Annotated in this window: 16 protein-coding genes; 10 read left to right on the forward strand and 6 right to left on the reverse strand. The window is 69.8% G+C overall.

Features of this window, described 5'->3' with window-relative positions:
* Positions 1-8: 8 nt before the first annotated feature.
* The 5 genes from ABOD76_RS02590 to ABOD76_RS02610 form a co-directional block, all read right to left on the reverse strand.
* Positions 9-1,481 (reverse strand): M48 family metallopeptidase, encoded by a 1,473-nt coding sequence (locus ABOD76_RS02590; RefSeq protein ID WP_350241176.1) that lies wholly within the window; start codon positions 1,479-1,481, stop codon positions 9-11.
* Between the two features lie 151 nt (positions 1,482-1,632).
* Entirely contained in the window at positions 1,633-2,793 is a 1,161-nt protein-coding gene (locus ABOD76_RS02595) for a hypothetical protein (RefSeq protein WP_350241177.1), read from the reverse strand.
* A gap of 46 nt (positions 2,794-2,839) precedes the next feature.
* Complete coding sequence (locus tag ABOD76_RS02600) at positions 2,840-3,955, reverse strand: TolB family protein (protein WP_350241178.1); 1,116 nt, start codon at positions 3,953-3,955, stop codon at positions 2,840-2,842.
* A gap of 88 nt (positions 3,956-4,043) precedes the next feature.
* The gene (locus ABOD76_RS02605; RefSeq protein WP_350241179.1) at positions 4,044-4,760 is read right to left on the reverse strand and encodes a carboxypeptidase-like regulatory domain-containing protein; all 717 of its coding nucleotides are present in this window, start codon (positions 4,758-4,760) and stop codon (positions 4,044-4,046) included.
* Positions 4,761-4,832: 72 nt separating this feature from the next.
* Positions 4,833-5,792 carry an alpha/beta fold hydrolase gene (locus ABOD76_RS02610; RefSeq protein ID WP_350241181.1) on the reverse strand — a complete coding sequence of 320 codons (960 nt, stop codon included), beginning with the start codon at positions 5,790-5,792 and terminating at the stop codon, positions 4,833-4,835.
* Between the two features lie 849 nt (positions 5,793-6,641).
* On the opposite strand from ABOD76_RS02610, the gene ABOD76_RS02615 reads away from it, so the two are divergent.
* From ABOD76_RS02615 to ABOD76_RS02660, 10 genes are all read left to right on the forward strand, one after another.
* Positions 6,642-8,060: a hypothetical protein gene (locus ABOD76_RS02615; protein ID WP_350241183.1), complete on the forward strand. Its 1,419-nt coding sequence runs from the start codon at positions 6,642-6,644 to the stop codon at positions 8,058-8,060.
* A gap of 104 nt (positions 8,061-8,164) precedes the next feature.
* A complete protein-coding gene (locus tag ABOD76_RS02620; protein WP_350241184.1) occupies positions 8,165-9,442 on the forward strand; it encodes a hypothetical protein in 1,278 nt (425 codons plus the stop codon).
* A gap of 536 nt (positions 9,443-9,978) precedes the next feature.
* Entirely contained in the window at positions 9,979-10,641 is a 663-nt protein-coding gene (locus tag ABOD76_RS02625) for a DUF1517 domain-containing protein (protein WP_350241185.1), read from the forward strand.
* Positions 10,642-10,691: 50 nt separating this feature from the next.
* A complete protein-coding gene (locus tag ABOD76_RS02630; RefSeq protein WP_350241186.1) occupies positions 10,692-11,429 on the forward strand; it encodes a hypothetical protein in 738 nt (245 codons plus the stop codon).
* Between the two features lie 934 nt (positions 11,430-12,363).
* Positions 12,364-12,933 carry a dihydrofolate reductase family protein gene (locus tag ABOD76_RS02635; protein ID WP_350241187.1) on the forward strand — a complete coding sequence of 190 codons (570 nt, stop codon included), beginning with the start codon at positions 12,364-12,366 and terminating at the stop codon, positions 12,931-12,933.
* A gap of 415 nt (positions 12,934-13,348) precedes the next feature.
* The gene (locus ABOD76_RS02640; protein WP_350241759.1) at positions 13,349-13,879 is read left to right on the forward strand and encodes a dihydrofolate reductase family protein; all 531 of its coding nucleotides are present in this window, start codon (positions 13,349-13,351) and stop codon (positions 13,877-13,879) included.
* Between the two features lie 308 nt (positions 13,880-14,187).
* The gene (locus tag ABOD76_RS02645) at positions 14,188-14,565 is read left to right on the forward strand and encodes a response regulator (protein WP_350241189.1); all 378 of its coding nucleotides are present in this window, start codon (positions 14,188-14,190) and stop codon (positions 14,563-14,565) included.
* A gap of 14 nt (positions 14,566-14,579) precedes the next feature.
* Positions 14,580-15,749 (forward strand): HEAT repeat domain-containing protein, encoded by a 1,170-nt coding sequence (locus ABOD76_RS02650; RefSeq protein WP_350241191.1) that lies wholly within the window; start codon positions 14,580-14,582, stop codon positions 15,747-15,749.
* A complete protein-coding gene (locus tag ABOD76_RS02655) occupies positions 15,746-17,137 on the forward strand; it encodes a glycosyltransferase family 2 protein (protein WP_350241192.1) in 1,392 nt (463 codons plus the stop codon). The genes ABOD76_RS02650 and ABOD76_RS02655 overlap by 4 nt, the downstream gene beginning before the upstream one ends.
* A 67-nt stretch (positions 17,138-17,204) precedes the next feature.
* Positions 17,205-18,161, forward strand: coding sequence for a GNAT family N-acetyltransferase (locus ABOD76_RS02660; RefSeq protein WP_350241194.1), 957 nt, complete (start codon positions 17,205-17,207; stop codon positions 18,159-18,161).
* Between the two features lie 613 nt (positions 18,162-18,774).
* On the opposite strand, the gene ABOD76_RS02665 is transcribed toward ABOD76_RS02660, so the two are convergent.
* Positions 18,775-19,410 carry a TVP38/TMEM64 family protein gene (locus ABOD76_RS02665; RefSeq protein ID WP_350241195.1) on the reverse strand — a complete coding sequence of 212 codons (636 nt, stop codon included), beginning with the start codon at positions 19,408-19,410 and terminating at the stop codon, positions 18,775-18,777.
* Between the last annotated feature and the right edge of the window lie 155 nt (positions 19,411-19,565).

A 19,565-nucleotide genomic window follows, 5' to 3' on the forward strand; every position in this document is an offset into this window, starting at 1 on the left:
CCTTGCGTTCAGGACTCGTGGGGCGAGTCGGCGGCGAGTGAGGTGTCGGCCACGCCCGCCGCCTGAAGCTCCGCGAGATACGGACCGGCGGCCGCCTCCCCTTGCAGGCACGCCGCGACGAAGGCATGCGGGTCGAAGCTCCATCCCGCCGCTTCGAGGCGGACCGGCTCACCCGGCAGGGACGTGACCGCTGCGCCCGCACCGGCGAGCACGCCGCCCACCCCCGCTGCCAGGATCCACCGCACCCGCCCGGGGCGCTCCTCCCCTTCCGGCACGCCCAGGGCCACGGCCAGGTCATTCAGCGCCGCAGGGTTGGACAGCAGGGCCGGCAGACGGCGCGCGGTCAGCGGCGCGAGCGCCGCGGCATGGTCGTGAACGACCCGTGCCCACAACGGGCGGTAGACCCGCTCGCCCACGTCCTCCCACGCTGCGCCTTCGAGCGCGTCGGCGTCCGTGCCGGCCAGGTGACGCAGCAGCGCCCGCTCCACCTGAAGCGGGTGTGTCAGGAGACTCAGGGCGTCACGGTCGTCGACGCTCGCCTCTCCCGGCGGGATCGGCGCGATCGCCGCCAGGCGCTCGTGCAGCGGCGGGTGCGTGTCGAGCGGATCGGTCTGCCCGCCCTGCACCGCCTGCGCGACGCGCTCTTCCAGCACGGCCGCGAGCGCCGGCACGCGCAGAAAGCGGGCGAAGCCGTCCGCGATCGGCGGATGCACCCCTGACTTCAGCGCCGGCGCGAGTTCGCTCGACCAGTACCCGTCGAAGGCGAGCCCTCCCCCATGCACACGCTTGAGGCCCTCGCCGAGCGCCGCCGGGCTGACGGTGCGGGCTGCCAGGGCATCCGCGACGAACTCCTGCTGGCGCGACAAGGCGTGCGTGACGCGCAGAAACGCGTTCCCGTACCACAGGAACGGCAGGTGCAGCCACGACGACTGCGCCGACAGCGACTTGACGGTGCGGCCCATCGAGACCCGCGCCCCGAAGAGCCACACCCCGAGGCGGGTGTCGCCGCCGTGGTAATGCCCGAACTCATGCGCGAGCACCGCCCGGAACTCGGAGACGTTCAGCAGCCGCATCAGCGCGAGCCCCAGACCCATGACCCGCACCCGCCGCAGGCCAAAGGGGGCGCTGCGTTCGGTGACCCAGGCGTTGACGTCCGGCACCAGGTACACCTCGTCTGGAGCGCGCTGTCCGGTCGCCCGCGCGACGCGTTCAATCTCCTCGAACAGCTGCGGATGCTCCGCCGCGCGGAGCCGCGGGCCCGGCGCTTCGAAGCGCTCGCGCCGCGGGAAGATCGCCCACAGGATCGTGACGCCGGCGATCAACGCGAACAGGTCGAGCCGCAGGTGAACTCGCCCCGCGGACCATTCCAGCACCGGCACCGAAAGCAGCGCGCCCGCCAGGCCGAGCGCGAGCAGATAGAACCCCACCATCAGCAGCAGGGCGAACACAGCGCGTCCCCGCAGAGCAGCCGTCGTCTTCATGGCAGCAGTCTAAAGAGCTGGTGAAGATTCAGGGGCGAATGTGTGGGGAGGCGCCCGATCAGGAACGGCGGGGCCGAGGTCTTGTCGAACGGCACAGCAGCAACCCCCGCCAGCACGGGCCAGGCCGGCGGTTCACCGTGGTGCCCGGCCTTCAGCGCGGACCACAGCCCGGTTGCGTCGCCCCCGGGACCCGGTACACGGATGTGCCGGTCACGACGTCCTTGACATGGAGGGTGTACGCCTGTGGAAGAAGTTCGAAGCCCTCGTCAAAGGCATCCTCCGTGCGGTAGGAGGCCACGCTGTACGCCACGTGCCGGCTGTCTGCCAGCCAGCAGAAGCCGTCCAGCCGGTTCAGGTCGCCACGTCCGCCGTCCGTCGCCGTGAGGTCGCGCGCCGTCTGGGTGACGAGGTCCAGGGCCTTCACCGTGACGGGCTGCTGAGGAGCGCTCTCGTACTCCTCCTGCACGAACAGCAGCCGCCGGCCGTCCGGCGACACGCGCAGGACCGGCGTCTCCCCGTACTGCCCACCGAACCGGCCCAGTGCGAGGAGTCCGCCACTCCTGAGCGCGAAGCGGAAGACGAAGAAGGTGAAGTTGTTGTGCAGATCCTGGTCGCCCTGCCCGAGGTTCGCGGCAAAGTACACCGCCTGACCGTCCGGAGACACGGCGGGCGCGCTGAAGCGCCAGTTCTGGCGATCCCGGGTCTGGGCTGGGTCGTATCCCTGAAGAAAGGAGGCGACCTCCGGCCAGCGCCGCTGGGCCCGCAGCGCATCCATCAAGGCTCCGGGGCGGCCGGTGGTGAAGATGGCCCGTTCCGGCGTGCCGCTCACCATGTACACCACGCCGTTCTCGGTGGCGCGGGCCACCACCCGCCCATCCCGACTGGACGAGGCCTCCGGCCACGGCGTGGTGCGCGCTCCGGGCCGGGTCCACACCAGCGCGCGACCGTTCTCGTCCCAGGCGCGCAGCGTCCGCCCGTCCTCCGACCACGACAGCCACTCGGCGCGCACAGCCGTCCAGGCGGCCGGCAAGGGGCGGGGCTGTCGGTCCGGCGGGGACAGCAGCAGACCCCGCATCGGGGGCAGCTCCGGGCTGTTCCGGCCACCCCGCGCCTCCAGCAGCGCCACGTCGCCGGTCGTGGGTGACATGTCCAGCCGGTACACCTCGCCCTGATGCGGCAGGACCCGCGCCCTGGCACCCACCCGCGGCTCGAGGTACGGCTTGAACTCGCGCACGTACGCCAGCTGCCCCTGGGGCGCGGCGAGCACGGGACTGGCGATGGTCAGCAGGAGGAGGGCAGCGCGTCTCAGCATGGCCGCAGCGTACGGCGGGCGGAGTGGCTCACGGATGACGCGCTTGTCAGGGCAGCCGGAATTCGACCGGACCCCACACGAGGCCGTAGACGTCCCGACCCTGCAGCTCCAGAATCCGGCGCTCAGTGTGCCCGTCGTGCACGAAGAGGGCGCCGTCCCGGACATAGGCGGCCTGCCGCCCGTCCGGGGCCAGGGTCACCTCGAACCCCTCATCGAAGTCCGGCCCAGTGAGCCTGACGTTCTGGCACGGCCACTGGCGGATCACCTTCCCTGCACGCATCACTTGGCAGATCATCGTCATCTCGCGCATGAGAAAGCGGAAGGCCAGCCCCTGCGGGGCGCGGACCGCCACCATCCGTTCCGGGGTGGTGTCCAACGCGCCGGGCGCCAGGCGATCCACGTCAGCCCCACCGGTCAGGCTCACGAGCGGGCTCCCCTCGAGGCTGCCCAGGTACACCGCATTGCCCCGGCGGGTCAGGTGGGTGGGCGCGCCGGCCTCAGGCAGAATCACGTGCCGGACCACGTCGCCCGCGGCGGTCAGGACCGAGGCGCCGAACGTGCCGCGTTCGCCCGGCTTCAACTCCAGCGGGGTCAGCCCGTGCGCTGGACCACTGGGAATCTCGCCGAGCACGATCAGCCCGGCGGGACTCCACAACACCCCCGCCGGCGCCGGGGACACGCTGAGCGTGCGCGCCGCTGTGGCCGCAACGAGGGTCGCGGCATTGGACAGGGAATACACCACGAGCGTGTGCCGCGCGGGCTGCGTTCCCGCCGTCTTCTGGGTCCAGGCGAGGAACTGCCCGTCCGGCGACCAGGTGGGCGTGGAGCGGACCAGCCCCTCCGCTCCCCGGGCGCCTGGGGGCTGCACCGTGAGCCGTGAGGCTGTGCGGCTGGCAAGGTCGAGCAGCCAGATGTTCGTGGGGCTCCACCCCATGGCGTGAGCGCGGACGGCCTCCTCGGTGACCGAGGCGTAGGCGACCATTCGGCCGTCCGGGGACAGGACCGGAGACCCGTTGTGACCCCAGTGGGTCAGCTGAGTCCAGCCGGACGAAGCGGTCCAGGACCACAGGTCGCCATCGATGTTGGCCACCAGGGGAGCCGTGGCCGCGGAAGCAGCGGAGAGCAGCACCATCACGAGCAGGGACAGCAGGCGCGTCAGCATCAGAAATCACTCCAGACAGGGGAACGGGGAATGTGAATGGAGAGCGACCACGGTCCCGCTGAACCGCTCCCCTCGTATGGCCGAGCGTTCAGCGCGGATGGATCACGTCCACGCTCAGCACCTCGCCGGTCCCGGCCTGGTACACCAGGTTCACGACGGCGCTCGGCGCGTACTCGCCGCCGCTGGCACGCACCCACACGGGGCCCTTCCCCGACAGCGACCGGGCCGTCACCTGGTACTGTCCCAGCGGGACGTCGCGCAGCGGGGCCGTGTACTTCACGCGGATCGGCTGGCCCTTGCTGCCGTCCAACAGGGGGCCTTCGGGCGTCAGGGTCACCTCGAGGTCACCAAAATCGACGATCTCTCCATCACGCTCGAAGCCATTGATAGCGTAGAAGCTCGCGCCGTACAGCCCACCGTCCGGCGTTCGTCCGGAGAGGCGCCAGGTGAAATTGCGCACCGCACCGTCCTTGCCGCCGAAGGCGGCGTTGTTGTCGGGTTCGAGCGTCATGTCGATGGCGCGGCCGTGGTAGGTACGCTTGATGCGCGCGACCGCCTGCCACGAACCGAGGGTGCCCTTCAGGTCCAGCCGGTAGTGGCCCTGCGCGTCCGTGACCGTCCACAGTTCCGAGCCGTCGAAGTACCCGTTGTCGGCGCCGACCGGCACGCCAGGGACCGGCTGGCCCGCGGCGGTGCGGACCGTGCCCTGCATGACCCAGGGGGTGGGCGTGCTGGAGGAGGCCTGGGTCGTTGTGGCGAGGAGCGCGGCGGAAAGCATCAGGGGCAGCGTCTTGGTCATCTTCATGGTGGTCTCCTGGGGGAAGGATGTGGAGGGGGACGCAGCGCGGACCGGGGGCGAGCGCGCGCCCCGGCTGGTTCACCGCGCCGCCCCGTTCGTGCGGGCACGCGCGTCCCGCAGCACCTGGTCAATCGCCGTCACCACCAGGTCCGGCTGGTCAAAGCCGATGAAGTGCCCGCTGGCGCCTGCCGTCATCAGCGTTCCAACCGACGACGCCGAGGCGTACTCGGCCGCCATGGTCCACAGGTCCCGTCGCCAGCGCCCCAGCGACTTCGGCGAAGGCCCAGGGCCGACCGGCGGAAGCTCCGCCGCGGTCAGGCCCTGGGTGCGGGTCAGCACCACCAGCGGCAAGTCGCCGAACACGCCGGGCGGGACGGCGTTCACTCCCTGGGACGTGGCCGGACGGGCATCGAGGTGTTCAGGGTGGCGCGCGATGGTCCGGTCCTCGGCCGCCTCGTTCGCTGGAAACAGCCAGGACAGTCTGGACCGCTCATCCGGGTGAGTCGCGTCGATCAGGACCAGGCCAGCGACCCGCCCCGGATGCGCCCGGGTGTACTCAAAGGCGATGAGGCCGCCCACCGAATGTCCGGCGAGCACCACCGGGGCGTCCGGACTGAGCGCCGCCAGGAGGGCGTGCAGGTCGCCCACGGCGTCCCCGATGCTCCGGGGTGAGGCGTCCTTCAGCGGCCCACTGCTCCCCAGCCCCGGGCGGTCGTACACGCACACGCGCGCTGCCCCGGCGACGGCCGGCTGCACCGGCTGCCGGGCCCCGAAGGGCGGATGAAGCATGACCTCCGGTTGCAGCTCAGCCGGGGGCGCCGCGGCCCAGGAGACGGCCGGAACCCCCTGCCCCGTCAGCAGCACCACGGTCGGTGAGCCGGCGCCCACGCAGCGCACCGCCAGGGCATGGCCGCGCACCTGCAGCTGCACCGCGCCGGGCAGGGGAAGCCGCGACGGGTCAGCGCCGGACTGGGCGAGGGCCGCCCCGGAAAGGACCAGCGTGAGGACACTCAGCATGCATCGTCGGATTCGGTTCATGCCGGCACGATAGGCAGGTGCGGATGGCTGACCGATGGCCGGTGAGGGCCTGGACTCCCGATGTACCGTCAAGAGGGTTGTCCCCGTTGGGCGCTTCGCCCTGGGCACTGCATTCGTAGTTGTGCGATCTGGGCGCGGGGGGTCCCGGCTTGCTCCTTGCCCAGGACGGAGCAGATTCAACCCTGCCCCGCGGTGCCGCGGTGGGGAACGGACGCTGCCGGGACTCCATTCTCCGTACGGTGCTCACGGTTCCGTCGAGGCGCCGGCTCGCCCGGCCCGGCTCACCTGCGCCCGGGTTCCAGAGGCGCGCTTCTCCTCAACGGCATGGTCATCCCGGACCGTTGGCGCCGCGGGACTGCCGGAGGCCCGGCCGGGAGAACCACACCAGCGAGCGGGTGACGGGATGGCCGCCTGACCGCCGGCGGTGAGCGATCCGAGCTGCACCGGCCCGGAACATCCATGGAGATCACGGCGCCGCTCTGGCGCTGCCCGGCAGGAAGGCAGGAACGGCAGCCTGCAGCGGACTGATGGGCCGCTCCTCCGGGCTGCCGTGGGGCGGTTGGGACGACAGTGACGCGGGCGTGGCCTGAACGGAGCGGCGCGCTCCTTCCGTGGTTCGGCGGGAAGACCGTGGACGGTGGCCAGGCAGCATCGGCGCGAGGTCAAAGGCCGGTTCACGGGACGAGCGGGCGGAGCAGACGGGTTCCCCTCGGCGAGCCCTGACGCTGGTGCTGCCGGATCTCACCTGAACCGGCCACGCACCGTGGCGCGACGTCATCCTCGGGCCATCGCCCTGCCTCTACCGTGCCGTTACGCTCGCCCGCTGCGAGCACCCAATGGAGGATGACCATGCATCAGGCGACCGCCCGGCCCAGAAGCTTCACCCGATTCGTCCTGCCCGCGCTCCTGATTGCGCTGCCCACCTGCACGGCTTCGGCCGCAGGCGTACCTGCCAGCCTGGTGGGTGAGTGGTTCAACGGCGCGCACCTGCCCGGAGAGGCGTACAGCACCCCCGCGCTGGCGACCGGCACTTCAGCACGCTTCGTGTTCCGCCAGGACGGCACGTACGAATTCACGAAGCTCGCCATGACGCACATCCCCGGCTACGCGCCGATGTCGACGCTGCTGATCGCCTGCGAATCGCTGGACGTCACCACCGAGCGCGGCACGTTCAAGGTGCAGGGCAGTAGGATCGCCCTCACGCCTTCATCCCTGAAGACCATCACCGGGATGTCCCCGGCTTCCCTCAATTCGGGCTGCAAGCGGTTCCCGGGCGTCTCGTCCACCCGACAACCAGGGGCGGCCGAGAGCGACGTGTGGAAGGTCGCCGGGAACCGGCTGACGCTCGGCACCGGCCAGAGTTCCTCCACCTGGGACCGCCGGACGCCCACCGCCCCCCAGACGTCCACAGCCCTGCCCGCCGAGCTGCGCGGGGAATGGAACAGTGGGCGCATCTCGCCCGTGGAGTACTACAACGTCACCACCGGCAAGTGGGCCGAGGCCAGCGGCACCAGCGTCATCCTCCGTATGAACGCCAACCTGACCTACGAGCGCACCGGCCTGCTCGTCGTCACCACGTACGGCTGCACGTCCAAGCTCCTGGTGCAGGAGCGGGGTACGGTGGCGGTGAGCGGCGCCACGCTGACCTTCACACCCAACACCAGTGCCTCCACCGGCTACACCTGCTCGCCGGACAAGGTGTCCTCCGCCAGAAACACCGTCAAGCCCTACACCGAGCGCGCCCTGGTGGAGATCCACCCGGATGGGCAGCACGTGCTGAGCCTCGCTTCGGGCAGCGGCACGACGCGCTTCAACCGGCCCATCGGTACGCCACCTGAGAGCACGCCAGGGACCGGCCGGGGAACGGTCACGCCCCCCGCGCCGGGCAGCGCCGGCTCGCCCACACCATCCCACAGCACCCCGAACTCCACCGCGGCCCCCGCCCCCAGCCCCACGCCGGCCCGGTGGACGGCCACCGGCGACTGGGACGTGGTGCTGACGCTCGGCGGGCGGACCTACCGCGCGGTGGTGTCGCTCGAAGACGACTCTCCCCGGCTGCTGGGCAGCATCGATTATCACTCCTCACCGATTGAGGCCATCAACGGCAACAGCGCGACCGGTGAGCTGGCCCTCAACCTGGCCGGGGACGCGGACGAGACGATTGAACTCGTGGCGAGTGGCCGCTTCACCGGGGACCGGTACCAGGGTCAGGTGCGTGGCAAGCGGGAGAACCTGGGCACCGGCTCCCTCACCATGACCAGACGCTGAGCTGGCGCGCGAGCTGCACCGCCCGCGCCACCCGCCAGCCATCCTGAGCGCAATACGGTGCGGGCACATCCGACACCCCCAGCGGTTGTCCAAGGAGCATGGCCGTGCATAGACCCCGCCTGACCGCCCTCACCCTGCTGCTCGCCGCAGTTCCCACCGCCCTCGCCGCGCAGGCGGCCTGGGGGCCGACCTGGGTCAGTCCCATCGGCTCGGCCACCTACGACGCCGTCGCGGGCCTCACCCAGGATCCCCAGGGGAATCTGATCGTCGCGGGCGCGACGGGCAGCGACATGCTCGGCACCCTGGGCAACCGCGAGGGGGTCGTTCGCAAGCTCTCCCCAGGCGGCAAGGTCGTGTGGACGGCCGCCATCTCGACCCTGGAGAAGGACAACATCTTCGGCATGACCGCCGACGCCGCCGGCAACATCTTCATTGCGGGCGCGACGGGGGGCGAGTTGCAGTCCGGCGCACAGGCCGGGGGGCAGGACGCCTTCGTCGCCCGGCTGACCCCGGACGGCAAGGTGGCGTGGGTGCGGCAGTTCGGTTCCTCGGCCGACGACCTGGCGCGGAGCGTGGCCCTGGGGGCCGACGGCTCCCTGTATGTCATGGGCGAGACGCGGGGCCGGCTGCCGGACAACACGTCCGAGGGCGGGCAGGACACCTTCGTCGCCCGGCTCTCGACGAGCGGCGAGGTGATGTGGATGAATCAGCTCGGCGACGGGTTCGATGACGTGGCTGGGGGGATCGCCGTGGATGCCGGCGGGCACGTCTACGCGGCCGGGAGCGTCGGGACCGACGAGCTTGCCGGGAACGACGGGTTCCTCGCGCAGTTCGGCGCCGCGGGCCAGCTCCTGTGGGCGAAAACCTACGCCACAGGGGGGCAGTCGTACGTGACCGGACTCGCCGTGCGCGGCGACATGGTCGTGCTCGCCGGCCGCACCGACGTCGTGCTGCCCGGGCAGACGTCGGCGGGACCGGGTGCGTATGGCGTCAACACCGACGCGTTTGTGATCCGCGTGGACCCGCAGGGCGAGACGAAGTGGGTTCGGCAGTTCGGTGGCACCGGCACAGACAGCGCTGCGGAAGTGACCATCACCGGGGAGGGGGACATCCTGGTGACGGGCGAGGCCGAAGGTGGCCTCTACGACCAGCGGGGGCAGGGCGAGTACGACGTGTTCGTCAGCCGGTACGCGGCCGGGGGTGAGCGGCGGTGGACGCGCCTGTTCGGCACGCCACAGTCGGATTACGGCGCCCAGGTGCTGCTGGCCAGAGACGCCCTCTACGTCGCCGGGACCTCGTTCGGCCCGATCAGCGGCACCCCTGCCGTCAAGGACGTGGACGCCTTCGTGGCCCGTCTGCCCCTGGTGTCCAGTGGACGTTGAGGGGCCCCACCGGACGGGCGGGTTGAGCGGCGAGGCCCGTCGCGCTCCAGCGCCGGCACGTGAGCGTGGACGGGCAGGGCAACCGCCGCGCCTGAACGAACCGCCGACGGACCTCCAGCCGCGTTCCGTTCCGAACGCCTCCCGCGGGTGTCCAGACTCGATTCGTGCGGGACCAGCCGAACATGTCCTTCCAGGCCCGTCGGCCGAACAGCGGGACCGGCGGATGGAACTCTCTGCCGCATCAGGCAGCACAGGTGACCCTCATGCACCCACACTCCACGCACGCCCGACCCGTCCTTCGGCCCCTTCGCCTGCTGCCGTTGCTGGCCGCCCTGCTGCTCGGCGGCGCCTTCGGTGTGACCGGGGGAGGCTTCGGGGGCACGACGTCTCACTCCAGCACGTCCTCCGCTGCGACTTCCCCCGGTCAGGCCGTCCCACGGCCCTCTCCCCAGCCCCGCCCTTCCGTCCGCACGTCATCGTCCGTCACCGGCACCCAGACGACGGCGACGTCCCCAGCCGATTCTTCCTGGAGCCTGATGGCCATCCTCCTGGTGGTGGGGACGCTGTTGGCGTTCGTGCTCTTCGCCGCGCTGTACGAGGCGTGGGCGGGACGTCGACGGAACGCCATGGCCGTGCGGATTCAGGTGCTGTTCGAGCACGGCGAGGACGTGAAGCGCTCGCTGCAGCGCCTTGCCCGCCGCCACGACCCGGACGCGCAGGACGCGCTGATCACGCTGCTGCGCGAAAGCGCGCAGCTGGTGCTGCACGACCGGGAGGACTGGGCGTACGGCACGGTGGACCGTCAGGCGGTGGTGGGGGAGGACGCGGCGAACTCGCTGGTGGGACAGTGGGCGACGACCGCGCGCGCCGCGTTCGAGACGCAGACCACCAGCCAGTACCAGAACGGTGATGCTTCGCACGGCTACCGGCACGAACCCTCTACCCCAGGGAAGGTGGGCGGCCTGTACCTGGCCGTCACCGTCTGCGCTTCGACCTCCGGGCTGACGTTCCCCGAAGCTCCAGGGGAGACAGCGCGCGACGTGGAGACGGCGCTGCAGACGCTCTGCGGCGTGGAAAGTGGACAGCTCCTGCGCCTGGAGGTGGTGTGGAGTCCGGACGGCGACGGCGAGTTGCTGAGCGAAGACCAGGCGATCCGCCGCTATCCCACGCTGACGCCCGTCCGATGGGCACACGGATGACGGGCCCGGGGATCATGCCCCAGTCATCGTCCCGCCGGTACGCTCGCCCCATGAGACTGCTCCTGCCGCTCACCTTTGCGGTCACGACCGCGCTCGCGGCCTCGCCGGCCCTTCCCCACGTGACCTTTGACGCCCGGCTGCTCGGCCTGCCCGCCACCGTACGGCATGTGCCCGCTGAACAACGCGGAGAAGACCAGCTCGCCCCCGGCGAGCCAGCCCATGTCGAGGCCACGTTCGGTCCCAGGGACGGCAGCACCGTACGGCTGCTCGAGGTGTACCCGGTCGCTGGTCTGCTCGCTCAGGACACCGGGAAGGTCCGCGCCAGGATCGACTCGCTCCGCACGCTGCTGAAGGGCCACCCTGCACCGAACCGGATTCGCGGTGAGCTGCCGTTCCTGCCGCTGGTGCCGGCCGCGCAGCTCCTGAACGGAGCGGTGAACGACGTGGACTTTCCTGGTGGACGGGGCGTGCGGTTTCTGGTCGCCTTCAGCCAGGAGGTCGCGCCCGTCACACGCGGACAGGTGTTCTACACCTTCCAGGGGCTCACGAACGACGGGAAGCACTATGTCTCCCTGCAGTACGGCGTCCCGTTGCGTGAGTTGCCCCTGGGCACCTCGGCACCGGAGCTGAAGGGCGTATTCGACGCGCTGTCGTCGGGCGACGAACCGCGGGCGAACACCGCCTGGAATGGGTATGTGGCACGCACGAAGCGGCAGCTTGACGCCCTGATGGATGACCCACGGCTGACGAGGCTTGACGCCTTTGTGCGGTCCATTCGGGTTCGTTGACCTCGGGGAGGTGCCCTGTCCACCCGCTGTGCTGTGCGGGAAAGGCGGTTCATCGCCGCGGGTCCTCCGTCGATGGATGCCGTGGGCGGAGTGATCCTGGCCACGGCGACGGCCAGACGGTGAAGGTCCACAGGAACCCGGGACGCTCAGGCGTGTCCGTGGACGCCCGGCAGGGTGGGGTTCCGCCGAGGCTGCATGAACTTGAGGCGGGAATCGCAGGGACTGCATCCGGCTCAGCAGGTCCGGTGGGGCCCACCTCGCTGGTCATCTGCCCGTGAGCGGCGCTGACCAGTTCAAGCATTCCCTTCCGCTGACCGGGGGTTGACGCACCCTCATCTAACGTCCTGGTGTCCTCCGCCGTTCCGGGGCCAGCCGTGGAGGCCAGCGAGGTGCGGAAGCTCTTCCGATGACTTTCTCTCCGTTGCGGTGATGCTCGGCGTACGGTCCGTGCTTGGCTCGCCCTCCTGGGGTCGTCCTGTAGTGACTGCTCCGCCTGGGCTGAGGCCCGGCGGCACGGCCGCCACGATCCCGCGGCCCACGGCGCTTTTCGTTCCCGAAGCGAGTGGATGCACCTGGTCTTGCTGCCGGCCCCGGTTCATGCTGGAGCGCCAGCGCATCGTTGGTCCCCTGGGTTGCGGGCGCACTGTGGTCCACGGGCTCTTCGTCAGACTGGAAGGTGCCCGTGGCCGATGAACCGCCGACGCGGATCTACGTGGCAGGCGTATCTGTCCTTGAAGTTTCGCCGTACGCATAGTAATGTGGATGGCGTCCACATTCGGCCTCCGGTCCCTGATCAGGAGGTGTGCCCTGACGAAAAGCCGTCCGGTGCGCCCCTGACATCGTCGCACCACACGCCCCGATTCGCCGCTGCCAGACCGTGCCCACCGGGGCCCCGAGCACCGACGGTCTCTCCCTTTTTCGCTCAGGAGTCCACATGCGTAAACTGATCGTCACTGAGTTTCTGACCCTCGACGGCGTGTACGAGGAAGCCACACCCTGGCGACAGGGCTACCGCACCGAGGACAGCACGTTTAAGCGCGACGAACTGTTTGACGCCGGCGCCCTGCTGCTGGGCCGCGTGACCTATGAGGGCTTCGCCCGGTACTGGCCGAACGCGACCGAAACCGGGGCGTTCGGCGAGCGGATGAACCACCTCCCAAAGTTCGTCGCCACCACGACCCTCACCGACCTGTCGTGGAACGCCACTCCCCTCCACGGTGATGTCGTGGAGGCGGTTCAGACACTCAAGGCGCAGGACGGCGGCCATCTGCTGACCTACGGCAGCGGCACCTTCGTGCAGACGCTGCTGCGCCACGGCCTGGTCGACGAACTGCGGCTGATGATGTATCCGGTGGTGCTGGGGAGCGGCAAACGGCTGTTTGGAGGCGGCGACCGGCTGACGATGCAGCTTGCCTCATCGAAGGAGCTCGGGGACGGGGTACTGCTCCTGACCTATGTGCGTGACACGGAAGCCAGAGGCGACCAGGTTCCATCGTCCCAGTGACCGGTGGATGATCCGGCACGGTCAGCCCACAAGCGTGCGGCCGGCCACCCACCAGGATGGATCGCAAGCCTTGACCTGATGCCTGACGCTGACGACTGCGGTCATTTTGACCGCATTCCGGGCGGCGGTCCTGGCGCTTCACAACGGCCGCACCGCTCCAAGTGGGCCCTGTGCGGGATGGGGAGCTTGAGCGCGGCGCTCAAAACTGGCCGTGGCCTGCGGCACCCGACCTCCATCGGAGCAGCTGAGACAGCAAGCACTCCGGCTGGGTGCAACGGCCCCACGATCCGGAGAGGGAGTCAAGCGGGGCGACCCCCGTCATCCGCCCGTACCCATGTGAACAGGCCCCTCTCCCCTTCAATCACGCTCGCCATCCGCACGGTGGATCCACGCCGTGGAAGGAAAGGACAAGAGAATGGCCAGGCTCGTGTACGGAATGAACCAGTCACTGGACGGCTACGTGGATCATCAGGCGTTTCTGCCAAGTTCCACGCTCTTCCGCCACTTCATTGAAGAGGTTCAGGGGCAGGCGGGCGGCATCTACGGCCGCCGGATGTATGAGGTGATGCGGTACTGGGACGAGGATCAGCCTGAATGGGACGCCGAGGAACACGCCTTCGCGGCGGCGTGGCGCAACCGGCCAAAATGGGTCGTTTCACGCTCTCTGACGTCGGTCGGTCCGAACGCCACGCTGATCACCGCTGATGTTGAGGGGACGGTCCGCGCACTGAAAGCCGAGCGCGACGGGCGGATCGAGGTGGCTGGCCCACAACTGGCACACCACCTCACTGCTCTCGGGCTGATCGACGAGTACCGCATGTACGTGCACCCGGTGGTGCTGGGGCACGGCACACCGTATTTCGCCGGTCAGCGGCCACCGCTGCGCCTGATGGCCGCCGACCGGATGGACGAGCAGGTCATCCGGTTGACCTACGAGCCGGCCTGATCCCGCAGGGCGGCGGGTGAGCGGCATGGTGCCCCGTCCACCGGGCCTGCTCCTGACGAACAGGCAAGCGCGTCCCCGGATCCATGCCGCAGCCCCTTGAGGGAGCCCTGCAGTTCATCGGCGGGACATGGCGTGCGGTGCACCACGGCTCGGGTGGAGGGCGCATGTGGGTCCGGTCCGCCCCCCTGTGGGTGAAAGCGTGAGCGTTCCCCGCAGGGCAGGTGGTGAGCAGGACCGTGCGGGCTTCTGCCGGGCTCCACTCGGGGTGTGGTCAGTGTTCTGACAGACCCCGGGGAGCACACTGAAGCATGCCCGGCACCGCCTCCCGCCCACACCATCCCGGTACCGTGATGCTGGTCGAGGACCTCACCGCCATCCGCACCCTCCAGCGGTTCCTGCTGCACCGCAGCGGGCTGGAGGTCGTCGAGTGCGCCGACCTCCCGGAAGCCGAGTCCGCGTTGAGCCGCTTCGCCCCGGGGGTGGTGGTCCTGGACCTGAACCTCCCCGGCGGCCATGGCCTGAATCTGCTGGAGCATATCGACCGCTCCGTCACGAACGTGCTGGTGATGAGCAGCATGGCCCAGCAGCACACCATCGAAACCAGCCGGGTGCGCGGCGACGCGTACCTGTCCAAGCCGTTTGATCCGGCGGTGTTCGTCGACACGGTCCAGAGGTTGCTGCCCTGAACTCCAGACTCGCCATGCTGGGCTTCGGCCTGCTGGCGCTCGCCATCAGCCTGATCCTCACGCTGCTGATGCTCGCCACCGGCTTCACCCTGCTCGAAACGCACCTGCAGCCGCACCGTGGCGTCACCTGGCCGCTGCTGGTGTTCACCTGCGTGTCCGGCGGTCTGTTCTGCGTGGTGCTCAGCGGCCTGCAGTTCGTGCAGCTGGCCCTGGCGCACCGCAGCGCCGCCTCCAGCCACAGCGGCGAACTGTGGTGGAGCGAACGCCTGATTGCGTGGGTGTACGCTGGCGAGCCCACGCCACGGCCGCTGGACCGCGCCGGCGTCGCGACGCTGCTGAAGCTGCGCGACGCGATGCACGGCGAGGACTCGGATCGCCTGCGTGACCTCTACCGCCAGGAAGGCTGGCTGGCCCGGGACCTGCGGCACCTCAACCGCCCCATCAGCTCCACCCTGCTGCGCGCGGAGGCCATCGAGCGCCTCGCCCTGCTGCGCGACCCGGACGCGCTGGACACCCTGATCCGCCAGCTGGGGCATCGCCATCCGGAGGTGCGCTCCCTGGCCCTGCTGGCCATCGCCCGCTCCATCGGCCGGCTGCCGGCGGGCCACCCGGAACAGCACAGCGCCAGCCTGGCCGTGCACGCCGCGCTGACCGGCGGCACCTTCAGCGTCGGCCAGGCGCAGGAGGCCCTGACCCTGATGGACGGCCACGGCCTGACGCTCTCGCGCGCGCTGCTGCTTCAATCGTCCCCGACGCTGCAGCTGGTGGTGCTGGAGGTGCTGGCCCGGCGCCGCTCCGCCGAGCTGCACACGGACGTGATGCCGCTGCTGCACGCCGCGCACCCGGAACTGCGGGCCGGCGCCCTGAAGGTGCTGTCGCGCAGCGGACAGCTTCCGCCCGCGGCCCACGCGCCGGTGTTGGCGCTGACCCAGGACCCGGTGTCCTTCGTTCGGCTGCAGGCCACCAGCGCCGCCGCCCTGCTCCAGCCGCTCCCGGAACCGGACCTGTGGACGTTGATCGGCGACCCGCACTGGTGGGTGCGCCGCGCGGCCGCTCATGGCCTGGGCCGCAGCGACGCCGGACGGGCCGTGCTGACCCGTGCCGGGGCGGCGCACCCGGACCGCTACGCCCGCGATATCGCCAACGACACCCTGGCCGACCTGCGCGCCCGCGCCCTGCCATGATCGAGGTCCTGGAAGTCCTGATTCTGGTGTACTTCACGGTGCTGAACACCTTCTACGCCGTGGCGGTCTCGGTCGCCACCCGCGAACTCAGCTACCACATCCGCCGGCGACAGAGCGTCGGCCTGACCGAACTGCTCAACCGCGAGTTCTACAAACCGGTCAGCATCTTGGTGCCCGCCTACAACGAGGAGGAGACCATCCAGGCGAGCGTGGACTCGTTTCTGGCGCTGCAGTACCCGGAGTACGAGGTCATTGTCGTCAACGACGGCAGCCGCGACGGCACCCTCGCCACCCTGATCCGCGCGTATGACCTGATCGAAACCAACCGCAACGCCTCGAAGACGCTGGCGACCCGCCCGGTGCGGACCATCTACCGCAGCCGCACCCGGCCGAACCTCACGGTGATCGACAAGGAGAACGGCGGCAAGGCCGACGCGCTGAACGTCGGCCTCACCTACGCGACCTTCCCGCTGTTCTGCGCGGTGGACGCCGACAGCCTCCTCGACGCCGAGGCGCTGCTGCGGCTCGCGCGCCGCTTCGTGGAGAACGACCGCCTGATCGCCGCCGGGGGCAGCGTCCGGGTGATGAACGGCAGCGTCCTGAAGGACGGCCGGGTGACGGAGCTGCAGCTTCCGCAGCGCTGGATTGAACGCGTTCAGGTGGTGGAGTACGCGCGCGCCTTCCTGGCCGGGCGCACCACCTTCAGCGCCCTGGGCCTGCTGCTGATCATCTCCGGCGCGTTCGGGCTGTTCAAGCGCAGCGTGGTGATCGAGGCGGGCGGCTTTCTGGAGGGCACGGTGGGCGAGGACATGGAACTGGTCATGCGACTGCACCGCCGGATGCGCGACCAGCGCCAGCCGTACGACGTCGAGTTCGACCTGGACCCGGTCTGCTGGACCCAGGCGCCCGACAGCTGGAAGGTGCTGCGCTCGCAACGCGACCGCTGGCAGCGCGGCCTGTGGGAGGGCCTGCTGCACCACCGCCGGATGTGGTTCAACCCGAAGTACGGGCGCATCGGGATGATCGCCATTCCCTACTACCTGCTGTTCGAAGCGCTCTCGCCGTTGATCGAGGTGGGCGGGTACGCGTTCATGCTGATCCTGGCACTCACCGGGCACCTCAACTTGACCTTCGTGCTGCTGTTCCTGCTGCTGGCGCTGCTGTACGGCACGGTCGTGAGCGTTGCGGCACTCTCGATCGAACTGTTCATGCGGGTGCACTACGCCCGCCCGCAGCACCGCCTCCAGCTGCTCCTCACCGCCCTGCTGGAGAATTTCGGGTTCCGGCAGTGGCACGCCTGGGTGCGCTTCCGCGCCACCCTCAAGCTCGGTCAGAAGAAAGGCCAGTGGGGCGCCATGACCCGCCAGAAGATCACCGCCAGAAAATAACTCTGGGGCGTGTTGGTGTTGGCCCGGGGGAGATTGCCGCGTCCACCCGGCATGGTCATGATGGGTCATGACCACCTCCCCCCCGCCCTTTACGATCCGCGCACCTACCCCGGATGACCGCCCGGCGATTGTCGACATCATCAACACGAACGTGCCAACGCCCTACACCCCCGACACGTTCGCTGAACGGATGCACGACCTCCGACACACCTCCGGCTTCTTTCAGGATTGGGTGCTCGAAGAGGCCAGCGGCCGCGTCCGTGGAATAAGTGCGCTATACGGCCCGCCGCTCACCACGACAGCACTCGATCTGCTCCTGGTCGTGGCCCCTGACGCCCGCCGGCGTGGCTATGGGTCGGCGCTGCTGCATCACGCCCTCGACCGTGCACGGGCCCAGGGTGCTGGACGCCTGGAGGTCAGCGTGCGTGACCTGAACCCGGACTCACGCGCCTGGGCAGATCGACGCGGCTTCTCCCTGCGCTTTCACCGCTTCGAATCCTCTCTCGACCTCCCGGCTTTCGACGACGCAGCCCATGCCGATCTGGAAGGCCGACGAACGCGTGCCGGCATCACCTGGCAGGACATGGACACGCTGGGCCGCGATGAGGCGAACTGGGCACGCTTGTACACCTTCTTCGCGGACCGGATGTGGGAATCGCCGGATTACCAGGATGAGCCGCGGTGGACCGTCGAGCAGATTCGGCACGTGCTCCGCCAGGATCCCAACCTTCGGCCGGCGTGGATCGTGCTGGCGACGCGGGGCGAGGACTGGCTGGGGCTCTGCGTGCTGGCGCGGCATCCGCGTGGCGCGCTCAACTTCTTCACGGGGGTGGCTCCGGAAGCGCGAGGGATGGGGGTGGCGCGGGCGCTGAAGGTGGAGGTGATTCGCCGGGCGCGCGCGGCGGGGTTCACGGAGATGTTCACGCAGAACCTCAGCACCAACGCGCCGATGCTGAGTGTGAACCGCCGTCTGGGGTTCAAGCCGCGCCCGGGCTTGTGGATCTTGAGGCGCACCCTGTCCTAAGCCTGCCGGATCACGCCGTGGCCGGCACGTGGCCCTGCAGATGAACGCGGCGGTGTAGACCTGTGGCCCCTGGACTGGTGGCCGTCAGGGGATGCGGATAACGTTGAGGGGAAGGTTACCCGCTGCGGCCGTGCTGGTGCAGGGTGGAGGCGATCTTGCCGTGGTGGAGCTCCAGCCGCACCCGCTGTAAAGGTCGAGGATCTTCTGCCCGATCCGGCGCTCCTCATGGCGGACGGTGACCAGAAAGCGCCACTGCCGCCGAAGCGAACCCCTGTTCGATGGCCTGGATGTCTTGCAGGAACGGAGTGGCGTGCCGTTCAGCGGACGTGCTGACGCCCAGTGGGGCCGGCCTGTGGCCGCCGCGCAGCAGCCAAGTCCCCGCCTGGACCCAGCAGCACCAGCGGCAGGAACAGCTACCAGCTCACGCCCCAGCGTCGCTCTAAACTCCGGGGTCCGGTCCCTGTGTCTCCTCAGGACGTGCCCGCCTGACAGCTCCTTGGCGTCGGCCTGCTTCAGGGCGTTCCCCACACCTTCGGAAAGGGTCCGCGGCTGATTGCTCGCCGGTCTCCTCGCGCTCCACTGCCTGCGGGGATGGTTCAGTCTGGACCCCTGCTCAACCGGTGCGCACAAGGCGGCGTTCGAGCAGTCGGCCGACCAGCCACATCAATGCGGTGGACACGATCAGCACGACGATCATCCACAGCCAGGACGTCCGCGCGGCGGTCGCGCCGGCCACGGCATACAGCAGGGCGGCCGGGAGCGACCCGAGCGCGGACGCCAGCGCGACCTGCCACGCGGGTAACCGGGCGGTTCCGGCCAGCACCACCAGGGTCTCCGCCAGGAGGGGTACCGGGCGGGTGACGGTGATGGCCAGCAGCCCGTACCGGCCCAGGACCCGTTCGGCCTGCTGGCGGGCGTCGCCTGGGAAGAACCGGGTCAGCCAGACCCCACCCCGGCGCCCCAGCAGGAACCCGAACATCGCTGCGCCAACGCTGCCGAGCAGGGACAGCAGCGTTCCGATCAGCACGCCGTACAGCGACCCGTACCCGACCATCACCACGCTGGACGGCACCGGCAGCAGCACGTCCGCGACCAGCAGGGCCGTTCCCACCAGCGCGCCGGTCACGCCACCCATCCGCAACCAGGGTGTGGGATCGGTCAGCAGCGGCACGCCCAGAGCTTCGACCACCACGAACACGGCGCCAAGCAGCAGCAGCAGCCCGAAGGCCAGAAACAGGTACAGTTTCATGGCCGGCTCCAGCGTCCGTCCAGCGGGGACGCAGGCAGACCTCAGGCCGTGCAGCAGGGACAACAGCAAGAAGGCGGGCATTCCGGGAAGCATACGCCTGTAGGACGGGCCAGCATGTCCAGTCGCCCTGCTGGCCGGCCTGGCGGCAGGTTCCA

Origin of the sequence: Deinococcus sonorensis KR-87 (assembly GCF_040256395.1) — a bacterium.
GTDB lineage: Bacteria > Deinococcota > Deinococci > Deinococcales > Deinococcaceae > Deinococcus > Deinococcus sonorensis.